Source organism: Pseudomonas sp. LBUM1671 (assembly GCF_059695685.1).
This window is the reverse complement of the sequence record NZ_CP166782.1, coordinates 2,400,897-2,426,888: the sequence shown is the minus strand read 5'-3', so window position 1 is coordinate 2,426,888 and position 25,992 is coordinate 2,400,897. Positions and strand designations below refer to the sequence as shown.

The window sequence follows — 25,992 nt, the reverse complement described above, 5'->3', positions numbered from 1 at the left end:
CAGAGCTTTCACCATCAATGCTGGCAGGTATTACCGTTTCCGTTCACGCAGCGCCTTACCACCGCTGCACCCTCTCTGACGAACGGCCTCACCTGGCTTCCTCGGTTCAGGTGAATTCAGGCGCCCTCCTCGGGCGCCTTTTTTTATGCGGGAACGAGAGACCATTCCGCCAGCGCCCGATACCGTCCCTTATGGGATTCAAACAAGACAAAACGATCGGCGCGCAGGAAAAACTCGGGTAGCGTCGCGGATTCAGGCACCGGCAGTCGATAGTCGCGCATCAACGTTAAATGCGGCCGAAACTCTTTCGACGCTTCCTCAAAACCAAACGGCAGCATCGCCTGCTCGAGCGCATACACCAGACGCAACAACTCCGGTGGTGCCTGTTCTGGCGCCAGCACCAACACCCCTGCCCTGCGCCAGACATCCAGCCGATCCAGCGCCAGGCTCAGTGGCGCACCCGGTACGCGAACCTTCGCAGCCGCCGCACAGATCTCGCCGATCTGCGCCACGCCGACAGCCCCTAAAAACAACAACGTCAGGTGAAAGCTGTCCGCCGGCACCGGGCGCCCGCTGCGCAGCTCAAGGGCGCTGCGCCATTGGGCAATGGCCTTGCGTTGCTCCGGCGGGCAATTCAGCGCAAAGAACAGCCGTTTGGACGGTTCATGGGATTCGTCAGTCATGCCTGGCAGCTCCTGACATGCACGTTATAGTTGAACCAACCGAATCAACGGGAGGGGGCCATGCGAGCAATCATCAGCAAAGAGCCATGGTGGGCGATGCCACCGAAACCGGGGCAGGATGAGTCCGAGCTGGAATGGGGCTGGCTGGTTCACTATAGCGAAGGTGAGCCGCGCTTCGAGTTCGTCAGGGAGCGGCCGACGGACAGCGAGATCCGCAACCGCAAAAGCTGCAGGATCACCCCGTCGCCGGAGTGATCCTTTCGTCGGGATCAGGCCTTCACAATCATCTCGAAACCACCATAGACCAGGCGCTGGCCATCGAAGGGCATCGGATTGACGTCCGGCTGCATCCGCGGATCGTTCATGAGTTTGTCCATGCCCGCATCACGGGTGGCCTTGTCTGGCCAGATGATCCAGCTGAAGACTACGGTTTCGTCTTCCTTGAGTTTTACCGCCATGGGAAACGAAGTCACTTTGCCCTCAGGCACATCGTCGCCCCAGCATTCAGCGACGCTGAGCGCGCCGCTTTCCTTGAAAATGACTGCGGCGGTTTCGGCGTGTTTCTTGAATTTTTCGCGATTGGCGGTGGGTACGGCAGCAAGGAAGCCATCAACGTAGGACATGGTGTTTCTCCTTCGGTTATGGAACGGTCTGCTGGCTAGTCGTTTCCATCGGGCTCCAATCGACAGCGCCGCTGCTCGAACTGACCGACGGTACGTCGGCGCTCCCCGCCAGGTTGCCCTCGATCTGCGCCGCCATGTACAACGTCCCCGCCATCACGCCGGTAGTCGGGTTCTGCACCAGTTTCGTCCAGGCTTTGTCGAACGTATTGCCCAGGCTGCTGCGAATCAGCGCCTCGCTGTCCGGCCGATCGTTGGCCTGGATAATCGCCCGAACGCCCGCGACCCCCACCGAAATCAGCGCTCCGGCCAGTTTCCCGGCGGCCGCCGCCACCGCACTGGCCGCTCCTCGCGGGGCCATTTCCGCTTCTATCCGTTTACTGGCGCGCTTGGCCACCGGTGCCATGGCGGTCTCGGTGTTATCCACCCCTTTGTCGCCGCCCGCCTTGTGGATCTTCTCGATCAGCGCCGCATACGCCGGCAAGCTGTTCAACGGCTGGGTGTGCACCACTTGATACAACGAAGCATCCCGGGCGGGCGGCGGGCCCAGTGCAATGGCGGGGATTTTCTGGATGCGGCCGTTGAGCTGGGTCATTGGTATGCCGTGGCGCTGAGAGATTCGCTGCAGCTCTTCCTGAACAATGTCCACGTAGAAGGCCGTCGCCAGGCCAAGAATCGCGTCGGGATCGATCTCCACCGCGACCGGCGCCAGCACGCGCTTCTGGTATTGCTCCAGCAGATAGGCGGCCAGGCGCTTGGCCGAGGCATCCTGCTCGCCCTGGGCACTGAGGCTGTACCAGCTGACCTTCATCGACAGCCATTCCTGGGTCCAGTAACTGCTGAACCAGGGAATGAAGTTCTCTTCGGTCAGTTGGTAGACCCGGGTGCGCCAGTAATCCATGGCGCCGCGAGCGTAGATTTTGGTCTGTTCGGTGGCCGATTGGGAGGCTGCGACAATCTCCTGATCCACTTGGCGCCAAGTACTTTCGGACACCACCACGATCGGCGCTACCACCGGGGCACGCGGAGGCGTGGCGCATCCCGCCAACACCACCATCACGGCGACGATCAGCGAACGCAGGTTCAAGATCGCGGTTCCTACAGTGTTCCCCGGGCGGTATGTCCGGCGCTCGAAAAGCCTATTTATTTGAGTATAGGTGGCGGTAATTGTTCGCTTGGGATTGGTGGTGATTTTCAGGACCTCATCGCGGGCAAGCCCGCTCCCACAGGGTTTTGTGTCGATTGCAAAACTGTGTTCCCCCGCAAACCACTGTGGGAGCGGGCTTGCCCGCGATGAGGCCCGCGAGACCACCATCAACGGCGTCGATACTCACCATCGCGATGATTACCTTCCGCTAAAAAACCGCCAGGCGCAGGATCAACTCATCCCAAGGCAAAACCCCACACCGGAGGGGAAAATCATGTTGATCCATCTGCTGACCTGTCTGGCCCTGACGGCCGTGACCTTGACCGTTTTTTCCTACATTGTCCTCGCCGAGGAGCGCAGATCATGATCCACGCCATCACCCTATCCGTCAGCTTCCCGGTGTTCGGCAACAACTACTATTCCCAGGAATTCGTTTCTCGTAAAACACTGTCGCTGGTGTTTGACAAAAAATTCGAAGCATTGCTGATACCGGCCGCCGCCAACCACTTCAACAATGAAGTGGTCGGGCTCAACGATCAGTTCCGGTTTCTCAATGACGTTTTGGTTGAACACCTGCTGGAGATCGAATTGGCGCAAAGGGCGCCTCGGTCTTCTCGCGCGTTCACCTTCTAGGATGAGGCGGGCCGACGAACGGCCCGTACCTTACCGCTGTTCCCTCCGCCGCAGAAAAACCGCTCCGCGCCGTCGGACTCAAGCCCCGATACGCCGACACCGGTCGGCAGCGTAAGGCTTTCCAGCACCTCGCCGGTGTTCGGGTCTACTCGCCGCAATTCCCCTTCCTCTCCTTCCCATGTGCCGTGCCAAAGAGCGCCTTCCACCCAGGTCACGCCGGTGACGAAGCGGTTGGACTCGATCGTGCGCAGAATCTTGCCGGTGTCCGGGTCGATCTGATGGATCTTGCGTTCCTGATACTGCCCGACCCACAGCGTTCCTTCGGCCCACGCGAGCCCTGAATCGCCACCGCCGCCAGGCGCAGGAATGCTGCCGAGTACCCGGCCGTTCGAAGGATCGATCTTCTGGATGCGATCCTCGGCGATCTGGAACAGGTGCTGGCCGTCAAAGGCGGTCCCGGCATGTGCGGCGATATCAAGCGAGCGCAGTGTCTTCCCGCTAGTCGGGTCGAGGGCATTGAGTTTTTCTCCGGAAGCGAACCAGACGTGCTGACCGTCATAAGACACGCCATGCACGCTGTCGACGCCCGGAAAGGGTCCGTATTCGCGGATGATTTCGGCAGATGATTGCTTCATGGTTGCATCCTCTTCGTTGGGTGGTGGAATGGATCCTAGTCACCCGGCACCCAAGCTGTGAGTAACAAAGTCGTCGCGAATCCGGGCAGCGGCGGCATCATCCAGCGCCGTGCTCGCCCGCGGCCAAAGGACTGCACTTTGCCCGCCGCCGCCAGCGAATCGAGTGCCCGTTGCACCGTGCGCTGACTGGCCTTCAGCGCCAGGGCGAGCGCCGAACTCGACCACGACTCGCCGTCAGCCAGGAAAGCGAGCAGCGCCGCTTGCGGCTCTTCGACGGGCCGCGCCAGCACCATAACCTCGTCAGCAATCTGCGGTTGCAGCGCAAACCCGCGCTTCGTCGCACTGACACCGGCCAGAGGCTTCAGCGCCGCACGAAGCCGACCGATTTCGACGCGCAACCGTGCGCGATGGGACTCGTCGGTGAGCTTCAAGCGAAAGGCCTGGGTGATCAGCGTTTCCCGCGCCACATCCGCGGGCCAGGCTTCGGCCAATGCCCGCGCGAGGGTAAAAAGCACCGGGCGTTTGGCCAGGGATATCGACATCCCCGCGCCGCGCACGCCGTATCGACACGCGTCCACCACCAGTGACGGTGAACTCAGCAGCGCTTCCACTTCATCCAGCAACAGGGGGCGCTCTTCACCACGGGCAATCCGTCGTGCCACGGGAGTGTCGAGGACCTGTGCGGCGTGTTCGACCTCGGCGGTCAGCGCGGGAATGCTGGCGTCGAACGCAGCACGTTGAGCCCTTTCGAGCGCAGACCGCGCCTTTTTTGTTTCGAGTCGCCGCACGGCGATCCCGGCCACCACCAGTTCATGAACGGCACGCAATGCCGGCGGCAGCGGCGCAGGGTCGAGCTCGGCGAGCATCCCTTCGACCTCATCCAGATGCCCGATCAGCAACAAACGGCGAATCTGCAAATACCGCGCATGGGCCGCGTTCGAGTGATCGCCATGGGCCTCCAGCGTCACTCGCGCCGCTTCGAGCGTCTTCACTGGCCAAGCCAGATCCCGCGAAGCCAGGGCGATTTCGGCTTCGGCGACCACGCACCGCGCCCGGGCTACCGGCGCTTTCGGACCGAAGGCGCGTGCGGCGCTGCGCACCAATGCCTTGGCCCGGACCAGATCGCCCAACTGCGCCATGGCGATGCCGCGAAGTGCCAGCGCAGGGGCATCGTCGCGCAAGGCAACCCGGTTCAACGCGCCGAGGGGATCACCCGCCGCGAGTGCGTGCGCTGCAGCGGTGATCAACGAATCCATTTGAATTGCGCCACAGGTGTCACTCCCACGGTTCGATGCCCGTTGATGAGTCTATCTCACGCCCACGAAACCTGTGGGAGCGAGCCTGCTCGCGAATTGTCCGGCACATCCAACATCGATGGCGACTGATCCACCGCCATCACGAGCAGGCTCGCTCCTACAGGGATTGTGTTCAATCGACAGGGTGGTCAGCGCGGGCTTCTTGCGTCTTGCAGCCATTCGCGCGGGCTGGTGCCGGTTTTGCGCCGGAACGCCCGGGCCAGCGCCGAGGGGCTTTCGTAGCCGACTTCATCGGCGATCAGTGCGATGGATTTGCCTTCACGCAAACGTTTCTGCGCCAGACTGATACGCCAGCTCACCAGATAGTCGACCGGCGTCTGCCCCACCACGGAACGAAAGTATTCAGCGAAACTGGCCCGGGACATATTGGCCGCTGCCGACAGTTCAGCCACCGTCCAGGCTTTGCCGGGCGAGTCATGCATCAGGCTCAAGGGGCGCGCCAGGCGTGGATCGGCGAGACCGGCCATCATCCCGGGCGTCTGGTCGCGGCTGGTCAGAATGTGCCGCAATAACTGAATCACCAGCAGTTCGAACAGCCGGTCCATCATCGCCTCGCGACCACAAATGCCGCCGAAGGCTTCGCTAAACAACCAGTCCAGCGTGCCGGCCAGGGTCGGGATGCTGTCGAGTTCGAGCACCAGGTATTCAGGCAGCGCGGCCGCCAGGGCATTGCCCGCCCCGCCATCGAATTCCAGGGTGGCACACACCAATTGAGTGCCCGACGTTTCGTTGGCGAGCAACCGATGGCGATAAGGTCGCGGGAAGAAAATCAACGTCGGCTCATTGAGTTGCAGGTCTCGCCCATCCGCGAGTTTGAGCGTCAGTTCGCCGGCCTGAAGCAAATGCAGGTGTCCGGTGGCCTGGTCGCCATCAAACGCCGTGACGCCGCAAAAATCCCCGCTGTGGAAGGTTCCGGCACTGACACCGAAATGCGTGAGCAAGGTGGACAAGCGATCCATGGAACGACTCCCCGGGAGCATATTTGGACGATCTGTTGCATATCCTCGACGATTTGCACCCTCAAAGCCAGCACAGATCCCTAGCATGGACCCCGTACCCAGCGCATACCGCGCTTGAATCGACGGAGTCTCACCATGAGCCGCATCAACACCCTGAGCCTTGACCAAGCCACCGAAACCACTCGCCCGCTGCTGGAAGGCGTGCAAAAGAAAATCGGCTTTTTGCCCAACGTCTTCAAGACGTTGGCCCATGCCCCCGCTGTGCTGTCTGCCTATCTGCAACAGTCGGTGGCCCTGGGCAAAACGTCCCTGAGCGCGCCTGAAAAAGAAGCCATCTTCCTGGCCACCTCGCAAGTCAACGGCTGCGATTACTGCCTGGCGGCGCACACGCTGTTTGCCGGCAAGGCCGGGTTGTCTGCGCAAGACATCGTCAGCGCCCGACACGGCCAACTCAACGCATTTGCCACGCTTGCCCGGCAGATCACCGAAAGTCGCGGCCACGTGAGCAACGAGCAGATTGAAGCGGCGCGCTCAGCCGGCATCTCCGACGCCAAGATCATCGAGGTGGTCGCCCACATTGCCTCGCAGACCCTGACCAACTACCTGAACAATCTGGCGCTGACCGACATCGACTTCCCGGCCATCGACGCTTGAAGCGGATCTCTAATTCGAGGAGTACACACCATGAATACTGTGACGCTTTACACCACTGACACCTGCCCCTATTGCCGCAATGCGAAGGCGTTGCTGGCCAGCAAAGGGATCGCCACCCGGGAAATAAACGTTCAATCGGAACCCGGCAAATTCCAGGAGATGCTCACCCGCAGCGGTCGTCGCAGCGTGCCGCAGATTTTCATCGGTGACACCCATGTCGGAGGCTTCGACGACCTGGCCAAACTGGACCGTCAAGGTGCTCTGCTGTCGATGCTGGCCTGAAGCTGTAATCCAGACGCCCTTCCCTTTACCCGGCAAGACTTCTATCAGCATAGAAGTCTTGCTTCGTCGTTTTGCCACTCTTCATTTTAATTCTGCCAAGTTGTACGATGACCGACGAGTCATTCATAACAACAAGGAAATACCCATGAAAAAAGTGAACGTGCTGATTGGTTTTCTGTGCCTGTTCAGTGGCTACGTGGCAGCAGCCCCGGGCGAGAAGGATGTCGCAGACGCTGTGGACCATCTGACGCAAGCCATGCTCCATAAAAACATCCCCGAACTGAAAGCGTTGACCGCTGAAAACCTGACCTACGGGCACTCCAGCGGCAAGGTCCAGGACAAGAAAGACTTCATCGCCGATATCGAAACGGGCAAGAGCGCTTTCAAAACCCTGGAAATGCAGAACCAGACCATCACCGTCTCGGGTGATGTTGCGTTGGTTCGCCATCATTTTTCGGCACAGGCGATCAAGGGCACCGAACTGGTCCCGACTGAAATCGAGAACTTCCAGATCTGGCAGAAGAAGGCTGGCAAATGGTTGCTGGTAGGCCGACAAGCCTTCCGCATCTGAATAAAAAATCCCGCCCAAGATCACTTGAGCGGGATTTTTTCAGGCAGGCCGTATCATCGAGACACCGCTGCCAACCTCTCAGGCCACAACCGGAATCATCGGATCCGCTGCCGCCAGCGCTGTTGCACGGTCAGCCGCCGGCGGGTAGATCCACACCGTGTTGATCTGGGTCTTCAGCGATTTGCCTTCCTCCTTGACCAGTTTCACCTGGCGATCCCAGCCCTCGGTGTACACCGCGCCCCACGCCCCCAGATCCAGACAGGTAACGTACTTGGGCTGACTGTACGCCCTCGGATCCACGCCCAGAATTTGCGCAGCAACGTTGTTGCCGGCGTGACGCCCCAGCGAGATCGCGTGTTGGCAGGTCATCAAGGCGTAGTTGCCGATGTCGTCAGTGGCGGCATAGGCCACATCACCCGTGGCGAAAATGTCGTCCTGACCGATGACTTTCAGATGCGCGTCGACGTGCAGGCGGCCGAGGTGATCGCGTTCGGCCGGGATCTGCTCGGTGAGCGAGCTGGCCCGTACACCGGTGGTCCAGACCACGGTTTTGGCGTCGATGCGCTGGCCATTGTCCAGGGTCACACCGTTTTCATCGACGGCCACTACCGACGACTTCAAGCGCCATTTCACCCCCAGCTCAGAGCTGGCTTCGGCGATTGAATGGCTGATTTCGCTGCCCATGGACGCCCCGACTTTTTCGCCGCGATCAACGATGATCACTTCGATGTCGGCGTCTTCACCGAGGATGGCCCGCAGTCGCGCCGGCATTTCGGTCGCTGTTTCAATCCCGGTGAAACCACCGCCGGCCACCACGACGGTGTTGCGGGCTTTGCTTTGCGGCAGGTTGGCCAGGGATTTCAGATGGTTTTCCAGGCGCACGGCTTGTTCGATCTGGTCCACGTCGAAGGCGTGTTTGGCCACGCCCGGGGTGTTGGGCAGCGCGAGACCGCTGCCGGTGGCCAGAACGAGTTTGTCGTAGCTGCACACTTGTTTGGCACCCGACGCATCGGTGTAGCCGACGCGTTTTTGCTGCACGTCGATGGTTTCTGCGGCGCCCTTGATGAACTTCACACCGACCGCATCGAACAGGTCGCCGAGGGGTGCAGCGAGTTGATGAGCATTCGGCTCGTAGAAGCGCGGACGTACCCGCAGCTCGGCCTGAGGCGCCAGTACCGTGACTTCTACGTGATTGTGATCGTGAATGTCCAACAGGCGCGTGGCGCTCAATGCCGTCCACATGCCACCGAAACCTGCGCCTATTACCAGAATGTGCTGTTTCATTGTTTTAACTCCGAAGAAGACTAAAGACTGAACTCGTTGCCGAGCTGACAACGGCGACTATAGTGATCCGAGTTAACGGAAGCAATGACCATCTATCGATGGTTATCATCACTCATACAGATACTTCGGCCGTCCTCACTAGAGCTTCTACCCACAAGCTGCGCAGTGCATAAAGGTGTTCAAGCCATGCCGATGGCTCGTTGCAGCACTGACCATCGGCTGGTAACATTGGCGACTCATTCAGTCGGAGATAACCATGTCTCTTTACAGCGCGGGCGTTGAGTACGGCATTCACTGCCTGCTTTTTCTGGTAGGCGATTACGGCGATAGCCGTGAGGCAAGCGTGCGCGACCTCGCTGAACTGCAAGGCGTGCCTCTGGACTACCTGGCAAAAATCTTCACCAAGCTGGCCAAGGCCAAACTGGTTGTGGCGACCGAGGGTGTGCGTGGCGGGTTCAAACTGGCGCGGCCGGCGGATGAAATCAGCGTGCTGGACATCGTCAACGCCATCGACGGCCAGAAGCTGATCTTCGATTGTCGAGATATCCGCGGGCGCTGCGCGTTGTTTGACGGTTCCCCGCCGACGTGGGCCGTGGAAGGTCATTGCTCGGTTCACGCGGTGATGATGACCGCACAGCAACGCATGGAAGATGCCCTCGCCCAGCAGACTATTCTCGACCTTGCCCGCAGAGTCGGGCGAAAAGCCCCGGCCGAGTTCGGCGCCCAGGTGGACAACTGGATCAATGATCGTCGGGAAAAGAAAACCGCCACCGGCACTCAGCCCGATGGCGAACAGATCATCCCGGCGACCGATATTTCCGACTGACGATTTGTCCGGGCCGCTCTATGATTAAGGCCCATGACGACCTCGACCCCGATCCGCTCACCCTGCCCGCCCGGCGCCTGCATCTGCGGGCGAGACCCGTTGCTGGAAACACCGGGGGCGGACGTGCGCATCCTGTTTCTGACCCGTCAGGAAGAAAAGCGTCTGCTTGATCGTCTGGAAAACCTGCAAAGCCTGGCTGACCTCGAACGCTTGCAAAACCGCATGTACGAACAATTGGGCATCCGCGTGGACATCGTCCCCAGCTTCAACGAAGTACGCACCATGCGCGGCATCGGCATCACCCTCGGCGAATTGCCCGGTCTGTGTCGCAAGACCCGGCAGTCGATCCCGGCCGCGATTCGTCGCAGCCTGGAGAAGCGCCCGGAGATCGCCTTCGAGATCCTCAACGCCAATGACCTGTTGCGCGACGCCTGAGGTCCGCACCGATGAACCTCCTTCTCGAATTCCCCGTTACCGACGAAATACTCACGTCCTATGCGCTGGCGATCGGCACCGATCTGCCGGGTTATCGCAATCACATTTACCGGGTGCTGAACTTCTACCGCGCGATCAGCGGTATTGAAAGCCTGCCCTCCGAAGCCGTGCAGATCGCGGGGGCGTTTCACGACCTGGGCATCTGGACCGACCAGACCATCGATTACCTGGAACCCTCGGTTCGCCTGGCCACCGACTACCTCGCCAAGCGGCAACTGTCGCACCTGAGTGGCGAAGTGACGGCGCTGATTCTGGAGCACCACAAAGTGCGGCCTTACGCTGCCGACCATGCGCTCAGCGTCGAGCCCTTCCGACGCGCCGATGTCATTGATGTATCCCTCGGCCTGCTGACGTTCGGTCTGCCACGGGCGTACATCAAATCAGTGAAGTTGGCGCTGCCCAATCATGGCTTTCACGAGATGCTGCTCCGGCAAACCGCGCGGCAATTCCTGCGCTCCCCGCTCAAGCCGCTGCCGATGTTTCGCTGGTGAAACAGGCGTCGCTCAAACCTCGAAAAAAGCCATTAAAGAGGATCAGCGGTCGTACGCACACGGCCGGGCGCTGCTATGCCTTCACAGGGGGCAAGTAGCGCTAGACACAGCGTCACCGTGGTCCCGGCGCCAACCCGGTGCGCTCAGACAAACAGGTGCCGATCCGTAACAGGAGGTGGCAAATGTTATTCATCGTCAGCTGGTCGATAAATTCGGACAACCGTAACAAAGCGATCGAGCGCTTCCTCAAGACCGGCGCCGTCCCACCGGCCGGCGTGCAGATGCTCGGGCGTTGGCATGCCGTCGGTGGTTCGAGCGGTTTTGGCATCGCAGAAGCCAGTGATCTGGTGCTGATTCAGAAGTGGGTGCTGGAGTGGAACGACATCATGAAGATGGACGTCCAGGCGGCATTGACCGATGAACAAATGGCACCGCTGCTGGCAGGTACGGTCGGCAAATAGCTGTCATCGGGGCGGCGGATGTTGCTCGCCGCCCCATCCTCTGTCGAACCACTGAAACCGACTGGAAAATTCTGCGACCGAACCTACGCTCATGGCGAAGGATCCGGTTTGAGCCAGGGTTTGCCCCGGCCTGGACTGACCGGGCCGACCCTGCGCTGAACCTACGGAGTAGAAAACAAATGAACCTGTCGCAGAAACTGTTCATAGGCGCTGCACTTGCCAGCCTGTTGCTCGGCGGGTGCACCTCGAAAGTCACGGAAAAAGACCAGTACTCAGGCTTCCTGTCCAACTACAACAACTTGCAGCAAGTCACCACCAGCAGCGGCGAAACCGCGATGCGCTGGGTCAGCCCGTCGTGGAATCCGAAAGCCTATGACACCGTCGTCTTCAACAAGCTGGAGCTCTATCCGGCGCCAAAGCCCAACGAGCGGGTCAATCGGCAAACCCTGGATGAACTGCAGAGCTACATGACCAGCAAGACCAAAGGCGTGCTGGGCCAGAGATACCGGGTGGTGTCGAGCGAACAATCAGCGCCGGCCGGTTCAAAAAAACTGATCATGCGCGCGGCGATCACCGGGGTGAATGCGGAAAACGAAGGCATGAAATGGTATGAAGTGGTGCCTGTCGCGGCTGTCGTCGGTGGCGTTTCCGCAGCCAGCGGGCATCGGGATCAGGACACCACGCTGTTCATCGAGGCTGAATTTATCGATCCCAGCAACAACCAGACCGTGGCCAAGGTGGTGCGCAAGGTGTTTGGCAGCACACTGGAAAACGCCAGCCAGAAAATCACTGCCAAGGATTTCAAAGTGGCGATCGATAAACTGACCAGCGATTTGCAGGCGTTTATCCGCTAGCAACCTGTGGCGAGGGGATTTATCCCCTCGCCACAGGGCAGCTGCTACAAGGCTGTGTCGGGCGCTATTTTTTCATCCCGACCCGCCGACGCATGTCGGCGGTGATCGCTTGCCGGGTTTTCTTCAGGTCCGCCCAGGGCTCATCACCCACTTCCGCCAGTCGCTCCTGCACGTTGTGGATGTTCCACTGATTACCGCCCTTCAACTCGGCCACTTCTTCGCGAAAGATCGGCACCGACACCGGCAGCCCTTCACGGGTGCGGGCGGCATAGGCGCAAATGGTGGTGGCGCCCAGACCATTGCGCAGGTAATCGATGAAGATCCGCCCGACTCGATTCTTCGGCCCCGACACCGCAGAAAAACGTTCCGGCAGCAACTTGGCCATGTGGCTGACAATCGCATGGCTGAAGTCCTTCACCTCGTCCCAACCCAATTTGCGAGTCAGCGGCACCACCAGGTGAATCCCCTTGCCGCCGCTGGTCTTGAGAAAGGCCTTGAGCCCCAATTCATCAAGCACCGACAGCGTCAATTGAGTCGCCTCGACCATGCTTTTCCACGGCAGCGCCGGGTCCGGGTCGAGGTCGAGGACGAAGCGGTCAGGCTTGTCGAGATTCTCCGTGGTGGCGTTCCAAGTGTGCAGCTCGACGGTGCTCATCTGCACCGCACCGATCAAGGCTTCGGCGTTGTTGATGATCATCACCGGTTGGCCGGTTACGTCCTTGTCCAGCGTAGTGATGCCCGGAATGGCCAGGCGCTCGGCGTTTTTCTGAAAGAACAGCTCGCCGGCGATGCCGTCCGGGGCGCGCACCAGCGCTACTGGCCGGTCCTTGAGCTCGGGCAAGATCCATTCGGCGACACTGGCGTAATACTCCGCCAGCTGCACTTTGGTGGTGCCGCTGCTGGCATCGATTACCCGGTCTGGATGGGTGATGCGCACCTTGCCTTCGCCGAGGCCGATTTGTGAGGGCGCGGGCGCTGCCTTGGCCGGTTTCTTTTTCGCCGCGGCGGCAGGCTTGTCAGCAGCGGCTTTCTTGCTGGTCTGGGCTTTCACGGCTTTCGGACGCTCCTCAGTGATGTCTTCGGCGGGTTTGTCATCGCGCAAGCCATGGAACACCGCGTGGCGTACCGACCCGTCCTTGGTCATCTCGGCGAACGCAACTTCGGCGAGCAAAACCGGTTTGAGCCAATGCACGCCCTTGGCGTCAAAACCGGTCGGTGGATTGACCACTGCCGGCTTTTTCACCTGCAACGGTTTCAGCTGTTCGTAGATGTGCTTGAGCGTGGTCTCGTTGAACCCGGTGCCGACCTTGCCGGCGTAGCGCAACTCGCCGCTGTCACGGTCATGCAGGCCCAACAGCAACGCACCGAAGGCATTGCGCGCACCTTTGGGATCGGTGAAACCGACCACAACGAACTCCTGCCGATGCTTGCACTTGAGCTTGATCCAGTCGTTGCTGCGCCGGGACACGTAAGGCGAACCCAGGCGCTTGCCGATCAGCCCTTCCATCTGCATCTGGCACGCACTGTTGAGCAAGGCTTCCGGTTCTTCGCCGAACGCGTCGGAGAAACGCAGCAGCGGGTCTTTATTGGGTTTGAGCACCGTCGCCAGCGCGACCCGCCGCTCCTCGACCGGTACTTCGCGCAGGTCGACGCCATTGAGGTAAGGCATATCGAACAGGTAATAAACGATGTTGCCACTGCGGTTGGCTTCGAAGGCATTTTGCAGCGCCTGAAAGTCCGGCACGCCCTGCTCGTTGGCCACCACCATTTCACCGTCGAGCCAGGCGGATTCGAGGCCCAGCGCCGCCAGCGCCTCGGCCTGTTTCGGCAGCTTGTGGGTCCAGTCGTGGCCGTTGCGGGTGAAGAGTTTCACCTCGTCGTGGTCGATGCGGGCCATGATCCGGTAGCCGTCGAACTTGATCTCATAACTCCACTCGCCCTGCGGGGCTTTTTCCACCAACGTCGCCAATTCCGGTTTGAGCTGGTCAGGCAGCTTGGCCTTGTGCGCGCCGGTGAGTTGCGCTGACTGTTCTTTCGGCGTGACCTTGCGCGCAGGCTTCTTGACCGGTTTGGGTTTGGGTTTGGCCTCGGCCTTTGCCTTCCTGGGGACGATGGTTCGGTCACTGAGCACGCTGTCCGGTTCGGCGACGACCACGTCGTAATCGCTTTCGGGTTTCGCCGCACTGTCCTGGTGCTTGATCAGAAACCATTGCTCCTGCTTGCCGGGCATATGCGTGCGCACCAGATTCCACAGGCCGCCGAGTTTCTCGCCTTTGAGTTCGAACTTGAGTTTTCCCTTGGCGTAGGCCTTGGCCGGATCTTCCTGCGGAATCCATACGCCCCGGTCCCAGACAATCACGTCGCCGGCGCCGTAATGCCCTTCTGGAATGCTGCCCTCGAACGTGGCGTAATCGATCGGATGGTCTTCAACGTGGACCGCCAGGCGCTTGACCTTGGGGTCCAGCGAAGGGCCTTTGGGCACTGCCCAACTCTTCAATGCACCGTCGAGTTCCAAGCGAAAGTCATAGTGCAGGCGCGAGGCATCGTGCTTCTGGATACAGAACTGCAAGGCGTGGTCTTTCGCGGTTTTTTTGCCCGAGCGTTTCGCGGCGGGTTCAGAGGTCGCCGAGAAATCGCGCATGCGGTTGTAGTCGTCGAGATTCTTGCTCATGGCGCACCTGCTGGCTCAACGCTTCCCCCAATGCCGGAGCCGATGCGCGTGACGATCAAGGCCACGACTGCAATCCGCTCCACCCGTTGATAACCGGGGGTCAGCAGCTCTTCACCGAACACATCGGGATCGAGTTCGCGGTAGGTCCAGCCGAACATCGACGCCTCGAGATGCGGGGTCAGCGCCTCGAGAAACGGGTCCTGGCCATCGATCATTGCCACCCCGGTGTACAGCACCAAAGAGCCACCCGGCGCCAGGCGATACAACGCCTGCTCGACAATGCGCAACGACAATTGCTCACCGAATTCGCCGCCGCCATGGCGGTAAGCACGCTCGGCTGGGTCGGCCATGTAGGGCGGATTGGCGACGATCAGGTCGAAATGGCCGTCGACGTCTTGCAGCACATCGCTGGCTTCGACCGTGACGTTAGCGACTTCGGCCAGCGCCGCGTTGACGGCCGTCAAGCGTAGCGCCGCGGGGTTGATGTCGACGGCCAGCACTTCGGCTTCACGGCGTGCGCGGGCAATCACAATCGCTCCGACACCCGCGCCGCAGCCGATGTCCACGGCGCGTCGGATCGGGGCGAAGTTTTGCTGCAAATGGGCGTGAATAAGCTGCGCGAAACGGTAGCTGTCCGGGCCGAAAAACACCGCGTCAGCTGCATCGGTAGGAAACCCCGAGTGCACGAACAGCATTTCATCCAGGCTGGACCAGCGGACGCGGCTTTTCAGTCGGCCGTTGCTTTCTTGAAGGACGCCCGCCTGCTGTAACTGCAACTGTTCATCCGCCGACAGCAGGCCCGGTTCGAACGAGCGAGACCAACCGAACACATCACGCAGGGTCCGAGCGCTCTGTCCGAAAGCGCGGTCGTTGACCCGCTGATGGGTGAGCGGCGTCGGGGTGATGAACCGGTAGCCATCGGCCTGCAAGCGGCGCCCCAGTTGCACCAGCGCCAGATCGGCCGTGCCCAGTTGCTCTTCCTGATTCATGCCGTGCTCCTATCGCAGGTGGGATTTGAGTTCGATGAACCGTCGCGTGGCCATCAGGCCGGCCGGATGAGAATGCCGATGCGCCGACAACCATGGGATCAACACCGGCATCTGTTCGTGTGCGGCAAGCCCGTCCAGCGAGCTTTGCAGGCTCTGAATGTCCGGATCGTTTTCGGGCACCGGCGGTTCTGTCGCGACGCTCGTGCCCCGGCGAACCGCTGGGGCCGGGCGCTCAGGCGTCCATTCGCCGGCGATCCAGTCATGCAGCAGCTGTTTTTCGTAAGGGCTGAACACCCCGAACATCGCGGCACCGTCACCCTCGATCAACTGCCAGAACCGGCTGGCTTGCGGGTCCTGCTGACGCTTGATCCAGCCTTTGTTTTCCATGGCGGTGAGGAAACCTGGCAACTGCTCGGGTGCCGACAGCCATTGGTTGACGGTCTTGCCTTCGAAGCGGCAGTAGTCGGAATGCATGTGCTGGCCGAACGGACGCTTGCGCTCAAGCATGTTGAGCAGCTCGGTGTCGAGATCGAACGATTCGATGATCGCGCGACTGCCCTGCCCCAGATCATTAAGCCGATAACCCAACCCGACCCGGCGCAGAAAGTCTTCACGATCGCCCTCCACCGGCAGCAGCCGCAGCACCGACTGCACGGCCTTGTGCGCGTGGCCGGTGCTGGCATTGTCGATGGTCACGTGCAGGGTGAAGTAATACGGATCGATACCCAGTTCGCTGAGTTCATAGGCGCTGATCAGCAAATGCAGCGGCAGTTGTTCGTAGCCGAGGTTGTAGCCGATCACCTCCGGCAGAAACTCGTCGGCGGATTCGCCCAGCGCCAGTTGCATCACGCCTTGCAGGTAATGCTCGTCGGCGATCACCCCGGTGTCTTGCAGGCCATGTTCGGCGAGCAGCTTGCGGTAGATCACCACGTGATTCTGCGCCGGGTTGCCGTCGCCCAGCTCTTCCAGATAAGTGCAAATCAGCCCTTCAAAACGCGGGTCGCGCCACTGACGTAACAGGCCATACAGCCAGGCGCCGTCAACCAGTTTAGTCGGAGCCACGGCTTGCAGGAAAAACAGCGCGTGCGCCTTGTTCGTAAAGAACTGGCGCGGCCCGCCTGCCTTGCGTTGTTGCAAGTAGTCGGCGTATTGGCGGGCGACCTCGACGCTGTGCTGCTCGACGAACGATTGCAGCGCCGACAGGTCCGTCGGCATCTCCTGAGGCAGGTCGGTGGCGTGTTCGATCTGCGCCTCAAGAAAGCTTCGGGCAAGTGCGCGCCGTTGCTCGGGGTCGTCGCTCAGTAGCAGTTGTTCATAGGCTTGTTTCTGGCTTCCGGCGTCCGGGATCGGGTGTTCGTCGGCAGTCCGCGATTCAAGTCGTGTCAGGGCAGTCATGGGCGCATCTCTCGGTCTGAGGCCAGTGGCAGGACGCTGAATCAACAGGTCTCTACATCAGCAGAGCGATTTGCCTGGATAAAAATTCAATTGGCGTTGAATTTGCCCTGACGGACGGGCTTGTGGGGGCGCCGCTTGGCTGACGCGCCAGGCATATACTCAGTGGGTGTTGACTCATCTTCGGAGAGTAATCATGCGAACGGTGCACGTCATCGAACAAGCGCCTGCGCCGGTGAATGTCGTGGGCGAGGCGATCACGATTCTCGCAGGCGGCGACCTGAGCAAGCCCTTTGAAATGCATATTCAGGAAGGCGTGCAAGGCGGGGGACCGCCGCCGCATTTTCATCCTTGGGACGAAGCGTTCTACGTGGTCGACGGCCAGGTCGAAGTGACTGTGGCGGGCAAGTCCACCACTGTCTCTGCCGGGGGGTACGTGCATATCCCCGGCGGATCCATCCATGCCTACAAGAACATCAGCCCTACCGCGAAGATGATTGGCGTGGTGTCGGATCCACGGGGCGGGCAGTTTTTTGCGGCGGTGGATCAATTAAGGGTGCCGGAGGATTTGCCGCGGATACTCGAGATTGCCGAAGCGCATGGGGTCATCTTTCTGGTGCCGAAATCACCGCCTGCCGTGTAGCTGCCGAGTCTGCGCAGGCTTCGCCAGTGGCAACAGGGGTGGCGTGACTCAGTCAACCCTGCTTCAAGTCGAGGCAGTAGGTGTAATAACCGGTGTCGCGCACGTAACCCAACGACTCATACAACCGCTGAGCGCCGAAATTATCCGTAGCCGTTTCCAGCACCATGCCCTTGGCGCCAGTCGATAGCGCAAAGGCTCGGGCAGCGTTCATCAATAACCTCCCCACGCCCTGCCCCCTTGCCTCGGGGGCGGTGAACAGGTCGCTGAGCAGCCAGGTGCGGTGGGCGTCGATTGAGGAGAACGTCGGATACAGCTGGACGAACCCCTGCGCATCGCCGGTGGAATCCGATGCGAAAAAAATAACCGATTCATCCCGGGCAACGCGCTCAGCAATGAAATCCCGAGACTGCTGCAAGTTCGAAGGCTGGCCGTAAAAGCCTCGATAAGCGTCGAAGAGACTCGCGATTTTGTCGATGTGCGTTGTGTCGACGCGCAAGACTTGAACGGCCATGCTGAGGGTCTCCGTACGTATGAGTTACTTCGGTTGCGCCACCGTGCGCAAATAAGGTTTCACCGTTTTGAAACCATCCGGGTATTTCTTCTTCGCGTCCTCATCGGACACCGAGGTCGGGATGATCACATCTTCACCCGGACGCCAGTTAACCGGGGTGGCAACGGTGTGCTTGGCATTCAATTGCAGCGCATCGAGCAGGCGCAGTACCTCATCAAAGTTACGCCCGGCGCTCATTGGGTAGATGAGCATCGCCTTGACCTTTTTGTCCGGCCCGATGATGAACACGGAACGCACCGTGGCGTTGTCTACGGCCGTGCGTGCGCCGCCGCTGGCATTTGGATGGATCATGTCGTAGAGCTTGGCCACCACCAGGTTCTCGTCGCCGATCATGGGGTAGTTGACCGCATGTCCCTGGGTTTCTTCGATGTCCTTGGCCCAGCTTGCATGGTTACTGACGGGGTCGACGCTGAGCCCGACGACCTTGGTGTTGCGTTTGTCGAACTCCGGCTTGAGCCCGGCCATGTAACCGAGTTCAGTGGTGCACACCGGGGTGAAGTCCTTGGGATGCGAGAACAGAATCGCCCACTTGTCGCCGATCCACTCATGGAAATGCAGCGTGCCTTCGGTGCTTTCGACGGTAAAGTCCGGTGCTTCGTCGCCAATGCGGATGGTCATGATCGTTCTCCTGAGGGTGAGTTCGTAGGGAAGCCGTCGGAACGCGAGTCGCGGTTCCAACGGCGTTCGGGATCTGTGTTGAACCTGTCAACGCGGATCAGTATAGGAGACGCTTCAAGACATGCCGGTGACCGGCGCATTCACTTTGTAAGTCCTTGATTCAAGCCTTTGAAGGCTGCTCAGGCAACACCGCCACCGCTGATGTTCTCGCCAGCAGGTAGTAGAAAATGCCCGGCACCACCAGCCCGACGATCCAGGAAATATCGACACCGCCGAGCTGCGCGACCATCGGTCCGGAGTAGAAATGGGTGTCGACGAAAGGCAACTGGATCAATACGCCGATGACATACACGCTGATCCCGCGCACGTTCCAGCGACCATAACGGCCTGCCGGATCGGACAACGCCGGAATGTCGTAGCGTTCCTTGTTGATGAAGTAGTAATCCACCAGGTTGATCGCGCTCCACGGGGTGAAGAAGGTCAGCAGAAACAGGATGAAGTACTTGAACGAGTTGAGGAACGAGTACTGCCCCAGCAGCGCCAACGTGGTGGACGCCGCGACAATCAACAGCACAAACACCATGCGCTGGCGGGCGGTGATTTCGAGACGGCTGCGAAAGCCACTGATGATCGTCGCCACGCACATGAAGCTGCCATACGCGTTGAGCGTCGACACCGTGACCTTGCCGAACACCACGCTCAAGTACAGCAGCGAGGCCATCACCCCGGTACTGCCCAGGCCGACGATGGTTGCCACTTCATGACCGCGAAAATTCACGCCGGCCAACGCTGCGGCAAACACGCCCAGCACCATGGACGCCTGGGCGCCGAGCACGGTGCCCAGGCCGACGGCAGCGAAGGTCTTCCAGGACGAGGTTTTACTCGGCAAGTAGCGTGAGTAGTCGGCCACGTAAGGGCCGAAGGCGATTTGCCAGGACGCGGACAGCGACACGGCCAGCAGGAAGGTGCTCCAGCCGAAGTGACGGTTTTCCAGCAACAGGCCGATATCATTGAGCGTCATCAGCCGGGTAAACAGGTAGGCAAAGGCAATGATGCCCAGCACGCTGGCCACCCGTCCGACCAGGTGAATCACCCGATAGCCGAAGATCGTCAGAAACGCGATGCAGGCGGCGAAAATCAGGATGCCGGCGCTGTCGCTGACATGGATCAGCTGCGCAATAGCCTGCCCTGACAGGACCGCGCCGGTTGCGCTGAAACCAAGGTACATCAGACACACCAGCACAATCGGGATCGCCGCCCCATAGACTCCGAATTGCACACGACTGGAGATCATCTGCGGCAGCCCGAGCTTAGGTCCCTGGGCGGCGTGCAAGGCCACGACCGCGCCGCCGAGCACCTGGCCGATCAGCAAGCCGATGAGCGACCAGAACACGTCACCGCCCAGCACCACGGCCAGTGCGCCGGTGACGATGGCGGTGATTTGCAGGTTGGCGCCGAGCCACAGGGTGAACTGGCTGTAGAGGCTGCCATGACGCTCGGCCTCGGGGATGTAATCGATCGAACGGGTCTCGATCAGGGGACTTCGTTGTTGGGTCATTACGGTGTTCTCTTGTTATGGGTGGACGCTACTGACGATCATCTATGGCGCAGAACCTGTGGGAGCGAGCCTGCTCGCGATGAGGGAGTGTCAGTCGACATTTATGCTGGCTGACACACCGCTATCGCGAGCAGGCTCGCTCCCACAAGGGTTTTGTGTTTGGCCTTTATTGGATCGGCTTTTGTACGCCAGCCACAAGCGGCGCCTTGGCCCACACAACCTTGCCGCCGACCACCGTCATCAGCACTTCATTTCGGGCCAATTCATCCTCAGGCACTTGCATGAAGTTCTTGTCCAGGACGATCAGGTCGGCGAACTTGCCCACTTCCACCGAGCCGACCACCGCGTCCAGTTTCAGCTGTTCGGCAGCATTGATGGTGATGGTGCGCAGCACGTCCGTGCGCGACAGTGCCGGGTCGGCATTCAACCGGCCGGCGTACTTGGGGCCATAGCTGTGGGGGTTCTGCGGATCGCCTGAGCGGGTGACGCCGATCTTCAACGCGAGGAACTCGTCGAGCGGGTCGACAGGCCAGTCACTGCCATACGCCACGCGACCGCCGGACCGGGCGATGCTGCCCGACGGTTCCATGCGAGCGAAACGCTGGGCACCGAGGTGATCGCTGGTGCCGTCGATTGTGGATGGCGCCTGCTGGGCCCACTGGAAGGACATGTTGGCGGTCACGTCGAGGGCCTTGAAGCGTGGATAGTCGGCAGGGTCCACGGACTCGTTGTGAGTGATGGCCGGGCGAAAACCATTGCCAGGCAATTGCTGACGCACGTGTTCGATGCCGTTCAGCGAGTCACGCACCGCACGGTCTCCGGTGGCGTGCAGGTGCGGGTCGAGGCCGGCTTGAACGGCTTGCAACAGCAACGGCTTGAGCACTTGCGGCGGGAAGTACAGCTCACCGACGTTCTTGCCCGCTGTCCACTTCGGTGCCTTTTCGGTTCCGGCATTTTTCAAGTACGGCGTCAGCATTGCCCCGGTGTCCGCCGGGGCATTGATGATGCCGTCCATGAACAATTTGACGTGGCGCATGCTCACGCCCGGCGCGACTTTGGCTTCGCCCTGATCGTAAGTCGTGGCCAATGCCTTGGCTTCGGCGATGGTTTTTGTCGGGTCTGCTGCTGCGGCGGCCGGGTCCAGTTTGATCGCCAGCAAGGCCCGGGCGGTCAGCTCGCCCGACTGCTGCAGGCTGGTGAAGGCTTTGCCACTTTCCGGCCCCGACAAGGCATCGAAGAAACTGGTGATGCCTTGCTGGCGCATGGCGTCGAGCGCGGCGCGGGTCTGGTTGAGTTTCTCTGCATCGGTGGCGGGTGGCACCACGGCGGCCATGGCATCGGCCGCGCCGTCTTCGCAGATGCCGTTCGGGTTGCCGGCGCTGTCACGCACGTATTTGCCATCGCTCGGATTGGCGGTGTTTTTGTTGATGCCGGCCACGGCCAGGCCGCGGGAGTTGGTCAGCACGGTATGGAAGTCGGTGGAGCGGACCTGGATCGGACGCTGGGTCTTGAGCGCGTCCAGCGTTGATTTGTCCGGGTCGCCGTCGAGTCCGTCCATGCCCATGCGATCCCAGCTGCCGACTTCGAGCCAGACATCGGGGCCCTTGTCCTTGTCGGCGTCCAGGCACGCTTGAATGGTTTCCTGGAATACCTTGCGCGTCATCGTCTGGTATTTCAGGTCGCACAAGGTCATGGCGCGACCGCCGTCCCCCGGGTGCATGTGCGCATCGATGAAGCCCGGCATCAGCATGCGCCCGGCCAGATCGATCAACTGGGTCTGCTTGCCGATGTACGCAGAAACCCCTTCGTCGCTGCCGACATAAACGATCTTCCCGCCCGAAACGGCAATCGCCTGCTGCACGGAGTTCTGGCCATCGACGGTGTAGACGTAGCCGTTGCGCATCACCATGTCAGCGGGCGCCGAGCCCTGGGTCTGACACCCCACCAGCGCCATGGAAGAAAGTGCCGTAGTGGTCGCAACCGCGATAAACAGCCTGGAAAATTTCAACTGCCTCACCTCTGTTTTTATAGTTTTGGAAGTGGCCCGGACAGACTGCCGTGCAAGCCCCTGATATGCAGGGCATACCCTATAGAGCGCCGCCGCCTGCGGGACCTCCACAAATGAGGAGGGGCAACAAAAATAGCCCAGCAACAAATCTCCCCTTGTGGGAGCGAGCATTTAGTTGGGGAGATTTGTGGCGTTAATCGCGGCGTGTGGCGTCTCGCAGGACGGAACCCAGTTCGACCTTGCTTTTCACGCCGAGCTGCAAGTAGCAGTTGCGCAGATAAGTGCGCACGGTCGCCGGGCTCAGGGTCAGGATTTTCGCAATTTCTTTATAGGAATGACCCGCCGCAAACAGCATCGCCGCCGTCCGTTCCCGTGGCGGGAGCACTGCTGCGCGGGACTGCGCTTCGAGCGACAGAATCACATGCTCTGCGTTGGGACTCAGCGTCAGCGCACACCGGCCCAGACGCATCACGCAAGGGGCCTTTTGCAGTTGCCCGATCACCTCGGCCGGCAGCATCGAACCGCTCCACCCGGGCAACTCGCGCTGGATGGCGGCGCACAGGCTGGCGCCGACGTACAGCAGACTGCCGTCCATGCGCGCCACACCGAAGTCGCTCGCGCCGTTGCCCGTGTCGACGCGGATCATGTCTTGCACCTGAAATCGCCACAGCTGCAACAGGTGATCGCAGAACGCCGAAAACAACGCGGCCTCGCTGTCGCTGAACGCAGGAGCATCCATGCCACGGTAGAGACAGACGAAAAACATCAAGCCGCTTTCGGGCAATTCGAAGGTGATGCACATCGGATGAAAGAGGTCATGGCGCCGAGCGAAGGCGTCCACCGCTTCATCAGGATCGGTGAAGCCGCTGTCGCGCACGACCGCACCGGGTTGACTCAGGGTGTCGTGGGAGAATTTGTCGCGGCCCGCGCTCTTGTGCCATTCAGCGGCAAACGATTCGGGCAGGTTGATGCGCCCGTGCATCCAGCTTTTAGGCGGTGCGTTGACGGCTGATGCAGACATCTCGCCCCACCACGCCGACGCAAAGGGCACCAGTTGGCGGAACGCTTGCAGGCCTTCGGCGATGAACTGCGAGGCGCCACGCTCCCGAGCCAGCCGCCCCAGGTGCAGCACGCAACGATTGAACGCCTTGAGCGTTGCCATCGACGGCTGCGCGCCGACTTCATCACCCTCCTCCATCGTTCTGATCCTGTTCGCTGTACGACGTATTTTTTCGACGATGCCATAGGCCGGGTAATAGCGTCCAGCGAGCTGTTCAGGTTGTACAGCTGTTTACCAATGGTCTGCGCAATCAGCACCTCAAGACACTCACAGAAACTCTGTGAGTGGACTGACCATGTTCGCGTCCTTGTTTGTCCTTACATCTCCACCTGAGTCCCCAGTTCAATCACCCTGTTCAGTGGCAATCTGAAATATTTCAGGTTGCTGTTGGCATTCTTCAGCAGGAACGCGAACAGACTTTCTCGCCAGCGCGCCATACCCATGCGCTTGGTGGCGATCACCGTCTCCCGACTGAGGAAATAGGTCGTGCGCATCGGACTGAAATCCAGCTCATTCAAGTGACAAAGACTTAAGGCCATCGGTACATCGGGCTCCTCCATGAAACCGAAGTGCAGACTGACTCGGAAGAAACCTTCGCCATAAGCTTCAACTTCAAATCGTCGATCAGCAGGCACCCGAGGACTGTCTTCGGACACCACGGTTAGCAATACTACCTGCTCGTGCAAAACCTGGTTATGCAGCAGATTGTGCAGTAGCGCATGCGGAACTGCATCGGCCCTGGCCGTCAGAAAAACCGCCGTACCCTGCACCCGATGCGGCGGCTGCGAACGAATGCTGCTGATGAACAACGGCAGAGGCAGTGCGGTCTCGTCCAACCGCTCGACGATGATTTTTCGCCCTCGCTTCCAGGTGGTCATCAAGATGAACAGGCCAATACCGGCGATCACCGGAAACGCACCGCCCTGAAAAATCTTCGGCGCATTGGCGGCGAAGTACAGACCGTCTACCAGCAAAAATCCGAGCAGCATCGGGATGGCCAGCCAGCGCGGCGTTTTCCAAAGAAGCAGGACGACAGCTGAAGATAAAATGGTGGTGATCAACATGGTGCCCGTCACAGCGACCCCATAGGCAGCAGCCAAGGCACTGGACGACTCGAAGCCGATCACCAGCAGCACAACACCGACCATCAGCGCCCAGTTGACCGTGCCGATGTAAATTTGCCCCTGTTCCTGGCTGGAGGTGTGCTGGATAAACATCCGAGGAACGTAACCTAGCTGGATAGCCTGTCGCGTCAGGGAGAAAGCACCAGAGATCACGGCTTGAGAAGCGATGATGGTCGCCAGTGTGGACAGCGCGACCATCGGCAGCAGCGCCCAGCTCGGCGCGAGCAGATAGAACGGATTGCGCACAGCGTCCGGGTTCTCCAGGATCAGCGCACCCTGGCCAAAATAATTGAGAACCAACCCTGGCAACACCAAAATGAACCAGGCACGGGAAATCGGTTTGCGCCCAAAGTGGCCCATGTCGGCATACAGCGCCTCAGCACCGGTCAGTGCCAACACGACAGCGCCCAAAATCGCTACACCCATGCCCGGATGAACCACGAAAAACTGCACGGCCCAAGCGGGGTTAAGCGCTTGCAGAACTTCGGGGCGCTGCAAAATACCGTAGACACCGAGTGCACCCAACACCACAAACCACAGCACCATGACAGGGCCGAACAGGATGCCGATTCGGGCCGTACCATGTTTCTGTATCAAGAACAGCGCCACCAACACGACCACTGACAGGGGCACAACCCAGTGCTCTATCCCGTCAAACGCCAGCTGAAGTCCTTCGACCGCAGAGAGCACTGAAATAGCCGGGGTGATCATGCTGTCCCCGTAAAAAAGTGCCGCACCAAACAGGCCGAGCAACACCAGGACCTTGCTCATGTACGGATAAGGCGCAGCCGCGCGGCGGGCTAACGCTGTCAACGCCATGATGCCGCCTTCACCCTGGTTGTTGGCACGCAGGATGAACAGCACGTATTTGATCGAGACGACCCAGATCAGTGACCAAAAGATCAACGACAGAATACCGAGCACGCCGTCATGGTTTACCTGGACACCGTAGTGGCCGGAAAATACTTCTTTCAGCGTGTAGAGGGGGCTGGTGCCAATGTCCCCGTAAACCACCCCGACAGCGGCGACGAGCAAGCCCACTCCAGAGGTTTTGGATGGGAAGTCTTCGTGTGCAACGGTTGCTGTCTCACTCAAGGGTCGCTTCTCTCAAATTACGGGGAGGAAGTGCATCCCATCCTTGGGCAATACAGTTTGCCAGGGCCATTGGAAAAGCAAGGCGCATGGACGATCAAAAAAATCGCGGCCAGTATCGTTGCGGGCAAAAGCAACGAACGTAAAGAAAGCGTAAAAATTTTTACGGCAGCCAGGTAATCCGGGGGCTGCAGTTCGAGACGTCGGTACGTGTCGAGTTCTCTTCTTCACCATTTTTGTCTGCTCGCGAGAAAACTTGCGTTCAGCAACCGTAGGCTAAGCTTAGAGCAGCTTATTGCACACGATGCTCGCGTCTGCAGGTTTTGGGTTGTTCTGGAGAGCGTCTGCAACAGCT

General features: G+C 60.1%; 28 protein-coding genes. 12 read left to right on the top strand and 16 right to left on the bottom strand.

Features of this window, described 5'->3' with window-relative positions; translation table 11 throughout:
* Nucleotides 1-143: 143 nt before the first annotated feature.
* A complete protein-coding gene (gene thpR, locus ACA060_RS11150; protein WP_497317212.1) occupies nt 144-683 on the bottom strand; it encodes an RNA 2',3'-cyclic phosphodiesterase in 540 nt (179 codons plus the stop codon).
* A 60-nt stretch (nt 684-743) separates the two neighbouring features.
* Between thpR and ACA060_RS11145 the strand changes: the two genes are divergently transcribed.
* Nucleotides 744-938 (top strand): hypothetical protein, encoded by a 195-nt coding sequence (locus ACA060_RS11145; protein ID WP_497317210.1) that lies wholly within the window; start codon nt 744-746, stop codon nt 936-938.
* Between the two features lie 14 nt (nt 939-952).
* Here the strand turns inward: ACA060_RS11145 and ACA060_RS11140 are convergent, their stop codons facing one another.
* Nucleotides 953-1,306: a DUF1428 domain-containing protein gene (locus ACA060_RS11140; protein ID WP_109629643.1), complete on the bottom strand. Its 354-nt coding sequence runs from the start codon at nt 1,304-1,306 to the stop codon at nt 953-955.
* A 16-nt stretch (nt 1,307-1,322) separates the two neighbouring features.
* Complete coding sequence (locus ACA060_RS11135; protein ID WP_497317208.1) at nt 1,323-2,390, bottom strand: hypothetical protein; 1,068 nt, start codon at nt 2,388-2,390, stop codon at nt 1,323-1,325.
* Between the two features lie 70 nt (nt 2,391-2,460).
* Between ACA060_RS11135 and ACA060_RS11130 the strand changes: the two genes are divergently transcribed.
* Both ACA060_RS11130 and ACA060_RS11125 read left to right on the top strand, forming a co-directional pair.
* Nucleotides 2,461-2,817 carry a hypothetical protein gene (locus ACA060_RS11130; RefSeq protein ID WP_497318382.1) on the top strand — a complete coding sequence of 119 codons (357 nt, stop codon included), beginning with the start codon at nt 2,461-2,463 and terminating at the stop codon, nt 2,815-2,817.
* Nucleotides 2,814-3,083 carry a hypothetical protein gene (locus ACA060_RS11125; RefSeq protein WP_497317206.1) on the top strand — a complete coding sequence of 90 codons (270 nt, stop codon included), beginning with the start codon at nt 2,814-2,816 and terminating at the stop codon, nt 3,081-3,083. Before ACA060_RS11130 ends, ACA060_RS11125 begins: the two co-directional genes overlap by 4 nt.
* Here ACA060_RS11125 and ACA060_RS11120 read toward each other — a convergent pair.
* From ACA060_RS11120 to ACA060_RS11110, 3 genes are all read right to left on the bottom strand, one after another.
* Nucleotides 3,080-3,718 carry a Vgb family protein gene (locus ACA060_RS11120; protein WP_109629634.1) on the bottom strand — a complete coding sequence of 213 codons (639 nt, stop codon included), beginning with the start codon at nt 3,716-3,718 and terminating at the stop codon, nt 3,080-3,082. The two genes, ACA060_RS11125 and ACA060_RS11120, sit on opposite strands and share 4 nt — an antisense overlap.
* 35 nt (nt 3,719-3,753) lie before the next feature.
* Entirely contained in the window at nt 3,754-4,974 is a 1,221-nt protein-coding gene (locus tag ACA060_RS11115; RefSeq protein WP_497317204.1) for a helix-turn-helix domain-containing protein, read from the bottom strand.
* 188 nt (nt 4,975-5,162) lie between these two features.
* Nucleotides 5,163-5,993: a helix-turn-helix domain-containing protein gene (locus ACA060_RS11110; RefSeq protein ID WP_497317202.1), complete on the bottom strand. Its 831-nt coding sequence runs from the start codon at nt 5,991-5,993 to the stop codon at nt 5,163-5,165.
* Between the two features lie 135 nt (nt 5,994-6,128).
* Between ACA060_RS11110 and ACA060_RS11105 the strand changes: the two genes are divergently transcribed.
* From ACA060_RS11105 to ACA060_RS11095, 3 genes are all read left to right on the top strand, one after another.
* Nucleotides 6,129-6,647, top strand: a complete 519-nt coding sequence (locus ACA060_RS11105) for a carboxymuconolactone decarboxylase family protein (protein ID WP_109629625.1) — start codon at nt 6,129-6,131, stop codon at nt 6,645-6,647.
* A gap of 30 nt (nt 6,648-6,677) precedes the next feature.
* Nucleotides 6,678-6,929 (top strand): glutaredoxin 3, encoded by a 252-nt coding sequence (gene grxC, locus ACA060_RS11100; protein WP_109629622.1) that lies wholly within the window; start codon nt 6,678-6,680, stop codon nt 6,927-6,929.
* 145 nt (nt 6,930-7,074) lie between these two features.
* Nucleotides 7,075-7,500, top strand: coding sequence for a nuclear transport factor 2 family protein (locus ACA060_RS11095; protein ID WP_497317200.1), 426 nt, complete (start codon nt 7,075-7,077; stop codon nt 7,498-7,500).
* A 78-nt stretch (nt 7,501-7,578) separates the two neighbouring features.
* On the opposite strand, the gene ACA060_RS11090 is transcribed toward ACA060_RS11095, so the two are convergent.
* Entirely contained in the window at nt 7,579-8,784 is a 1,206-nt protein-coding gene (locus ACA060_RS11090; RefSeq protein WP_497317198.1) for an NAD(P)/FAD-dependent oxidoreductase, read from the bottom strand.
* Nucleotides 8,785-9,040: 256 nt separating this feature from the next.
* Here ACA060_RS11090 and ACA060_RS11085 point away from each other — a divergent pair, with 256 nt between their 5' ends.
* The 5 genes from ACA060_RS11085 to ACA060_RS11065 all read left to right on the top strand — a co-directional run bounded on the left by ACA060_RS11085 (nt 9,041) and on the right by ACA060_RS11065 (nt 11,911).
* Nucleotides 9,041-9,610, top strand: a complete 570-nt coding sequence (locus ACA060_RS11085) for an RrF2 family transcriptional regulator (RefSeq protein ID WP_497317196.1) — start codon at nt 9,041-9,043, stop codon at nt 9,608-9,610.
* Between the two features lie 33 nt (nt 9,611-9,643).
* The gene (locus ACA060_RS11080) at nt 9,644-10,045 is read left to right on the top strand and encodes a hypothetical protein (RefSeq protein WP_109629612.1); all 402 of its coding nucleotides are present in this window, start codon (nt 9,644-9,646) and stop codon (nt 10,043-10,045) included.
* Nucleotides 10,046-10,056: 11 nt separating this feature from the next.
* Nucleotides 10,057-10,596, top strand: coding sequence for an HD domain-containing protein (locus ACA060_RS11075; protein WP_497317194.1), 540 nt, complete (start codon nt 10,057-10,059; stop codon nt 10,594-10,596).
* Nucleotides 10,597-10,778: 182 nt separating this feature from the next.
* Entirely contained in the window at nt 10,779-11,057 is a 279-nt protein-coding gene (locus ACA060_RS11070) for a DUF3303 domain-containing protein (RefSeq protein ID WP_497317192.1), read from the top strand.
* 179 nt (nt 11,058-11,236) lie between these two features.
* Nucleotides 11,237-11,911, top strand: a complete 675-nt coding sequence (locus tag ACA060_RS11065; protein ID WP_497317190.1) for a DUF3313 domain-containing protein — start codon at nt 11,237-11,239, stop codon at nt 11,909-11,911.
* Between the two features lie 64 nt (nt 11,912-11,975).
* On the opposite strand, the gene ligD is transcribed toward ACA060_RS11065, so the two are convergent.
* Genes ligD through ACA060_RS11050 form a run of 3 tightly spaced genes read right to left on the bottom strand, consistent with a single transcriptional unit; the run spans nt 11,976 to nt 16,966 of the window.
* Nucleotides 11,976-14,582, bottom strand: coding sequence for a DNA ligase D (gene ligD / locus ACA060_RS11060; RefSeq protein ID WP_497317188.1), 2,607 nt, complete (start codon nt 14,580-14,582; stop codon nt 11,976-11,978).
* Complete coding sequence (locus ACA060_RS11055; RefSeq protein WP_497317186.1) at nt 14,579-15,571, bottom strand: methyltransferase; 993 nt, start codon at nt 15,569-15,571, stop codon at nt 14,579-14,581. The genes ligD and ACA060_RS11055 overlap by 4 nt, the downstream gene beginning before the upstream one ends.
* 9 nt (nt 15,572-15,580) lie before the next feature.
* Entirely contained in the window at nt 15,581-16,966 is a 1,386-nt protein-coding gene (locus tag ACA060_RS11050; protein WP_497317184.1) for an iron-containing redox enzyme family protein, read from the bottom strand.
* 193 nt (nt 16,967-17,159) lie between these two features.
* On the opposite strand from ACA060_RS11050, the gene ACA060_RS11045 reads away from it, so the two are divergent.
* A complete protein-coding gene (locus tag ACA060_RS11045; RefSeq protein WP_109629589.1) occupies nt 17,160-17,606 on the top strand; it encodes a cupin domain-containing protein in 447 nt (148 codons plus the stop codon).
* A gap of 52 nt (nt 17,607-17,658) precedes the next feature.
* Here the strand turns inward: ACA060_RS11045 and ACA060_RS11040 are convergent, their stop codons facing one another.
* The 6 genes from ACA060_RS11040 to ACA060_RS11015 form a co-directional block, all read right to left on the bottom strand.
* On the bottom strand, nt 17,659-18,117 hold the full coding sequence (locus ACA060_RS11040; protein WP_497317182.1) for a GNAT family N-acetyltransferase: 459 nt from the start codon (nt 18,115-18,117) through the stop codon (nt 17,659-17,661).
* Nucleotides 18,118-18,141: 24 nt separating this feature from the next.
* Nucleotides 18,142-18,795, bottom strand: a complete 654-nt coding sequence (locus tag ACA060_RS11035) for a peroxiredoxin (protein WP_403104202.1) — start codon at nt 18,793-18,795, stop codon at nt 18,142-18,144.
* A 160-nt stretch (nt 18,796-18,955) separates the two neighbouring features.
* A complete protein-coding gene (locus tag ACA060_RS11030) occupies nt 18,956-20,353 on the bottom strand; it encodes a purine-cytosine permease family protein (protein WP_497317180.1) in 1,398 nt (465 codons plus the stop codon).
* 166 nt (nt 20,354-20,519) lie between these two features.
* Nucleotides 20,520-22,361, bottom strand: coding sequence for an amidohydrolase (locus ACA060_RS11025; protein WP_497317178.1), 1,842 nt, complete (start codon nt 22,359-22,361; stop codon nt 20,520-20,522).
* Between the two features lie 193 nt (nt 22,362-22,554).
* A complete protein-coding gene (locus ACA060_RS11020) occupies nt 22,555-23,559 on the bottom strand; it encodes a helix-turn-helix transcriptional regulator (RefSeq protein ID WP_497317176.1) in 1,005 nt (334 codons plus the stop codon).
* A gap of 179 nt (nt 23,560-23,738) precedes the next feature.
* A complete protein-coding gene (locus ACA060_RS11015; RefSeq protein WP_497317174.1) occupies nt 23,739-25,640 on the bottom strand; it encodes a potassium transporter Kup in 1,902 nt (633 codons plus the stop codon).
* Between the last annotated feature and the right edge of the window lie 352 nt (nt 25,641-25,992).

Excerpts from the sequence above, each read along its gene's own strand:
- ACA060_RS11145 (WP_497317210.1), top strand. The coding sequence starts at position 744 with ATGCGAGCAATCATCAGCAAAGAGCCATGGTGGGCGATGCCACCGAAA.
- thpR (WP_497317212.1), bottom strand. The coding sequence starts at position 683 with ATGACTGACGAATCCCATGAACCGTCCAAACGGCTGTTCTTTGCGCTG.
- grxC (WP_109629622.1), top strand. The coding sequence starts at position 6,678 with ATGAATACTGTGACGCTTTACACCACTGACACCTGCCCCTATTGCCGC.
- ACA060_RS11050 (WP_497317184.1), bottom strand. The coding sequence starts at position 16,966 with ATGACTGCCCTGACACGACTTGAATCGCGGACTGCCGACGAACACCCG.
- ACA060_RS11045 (WP_109629589.1), top strand. The coding sequence starts at position 17,160 with ATGCGAACGGTGCACGTCATCGAACAAGCGCCTGCGCCGGTGAATGTC.
- ACA060_RS11040 (WP_497317182.1), bottom strand. The coding sequence starts at position 18,117 with ATGGCCGTTCAAGTCTTGCGCGTCGACACAACGCACATCGACAAAATC.
- ACA060_RS11105 (WP_109629625.1), top strand. The coding sequence starts at position 6,129 with ATGAGCCGCATCAACACCCTGAGCCTTGACCAAGCCACCGAAACCACT.
- ACA060_RS11035 (WP_403104202.1), bottom strand. The coding sequence starts at position 18,795 with ATGACCATCCGCATTGGCGACGAAGCACCGGACTTTACCGTCGAAAGC.
- ACA060_RS11030 (WP_497317180.1), bottom strand. The coding sequence starts at position 20,353 with ATGACCCAACAACGAAGTCCCCTGATCGAGACCCGTTCGATCGATTAC.
- ACA060_RS11110 (WP_497317202.1), bottom strand. The coding sequence starts at position 5,993 with ATGGATCGCTTGTCCACCTTGCTCACGCATTTCGGTGTCAGTGCCGGA.
- ACA060_RS11065 (WP_497317190.1), top strand. The coding sequence starts at position 11,237 with ATGAACCTGTCGCAGAAACTGTTCATAGGCGCTGCACTTGCCAGCCTG.
- ACA060_RS11085 (WP_497317196.1), top strand. The coding sequence starts at position 9,041 with ATGTCTCTTTACAGCGCGGGCGTTGAGTACGGCATTCACTGCCTGCTT.
- ACA060_RS11095 (WP_497317200.1), top strand. The coding sequence starts at position 7,075 with ATGAAAAAAGTGAACGTGCTGATTGGTTTTCTGTGCCTGTTCAGTGGC.
- ACA060_RS11125 (WP_497317206.1), top strand. The coding sequence starts at position 2,814 with ATGATCCACGCCATCACCCTATCCGTCAGCTTCCCGGTGTTCGGCAAC.
- ACA060_RS11140 (WP_109629643.1), bottom strand. The coding sequence starts at position 1,306 with ATGTCCTACGTTGATGGCTTCCTTGCTGCCGTACCCACCGCCAATCGC.
- ACA060_RS11075 (WP_497317194.1), top strand. The coding sequence starts at position 10,057 with ATGAACCTCCTTCTCGAATTCCCCGTTACCGACGAAATACTCACGTCC.
- ACA060_RS11020 (WP_497317176.1), bottom strand. The coding sequence starts at position 23,559 with ATGGAGGAGGGTGATGAAGTCGGCGCGCAGCCGTCGATGGCAACGCTC.
- ACA060_RS11115 (WP_497317204.1), bottom strand. The coding sequence starts at position 4,974 with ATGGATTCGTTGATCACCGCTGCAGCGCACGCACTCGCGGCGGGTGAT.
- ACA060_RS11055 (WP_497317186.1), bottom strand. The coding sequence starts at position 15,571 with ATGAATCAGGAAGAGCAACTGGGCACGGCCGATCTGGCGCTGGTGCAA.
- ACA060_RS11120 (WP_109629634.1), bottom strand. The coding sequence starts at position 3,718 with ATGAAGCAATCATCTGCCGAAATCATCCGCGAATACGGACCCTTTCCG.
- ACA060_RS11090 (WP_497317198.1), bottom strand. The coding sequence starts at position 8,784 with ATGAAACAGCACATTCTGGTAATAGGCGCAGGTTTCGGTGGCATGTGG.
- ligD (WP_497317188.1), bottom strand. The coding sequence starts at position 14,582 with ATGAGCAAGAATCTCGACGACTACAACCGCATGCGCGATTTCTCGGCG.
- ACA060_RS11070 (WP_497317192.1), top strand. The coding sequence starts at position 10,779 with ATGTTATTCATCGTCAGCTGGTCGATAAATTCGGACAACCGTAACAAA.
- ACA060_RS11080 (WP_109629612.1), top strand. The coding sequence starts at position 9,644 with ATGACGACCTCGACCCCGATCCGCTCACCCTGCCCGCCCGGCGCCTGC.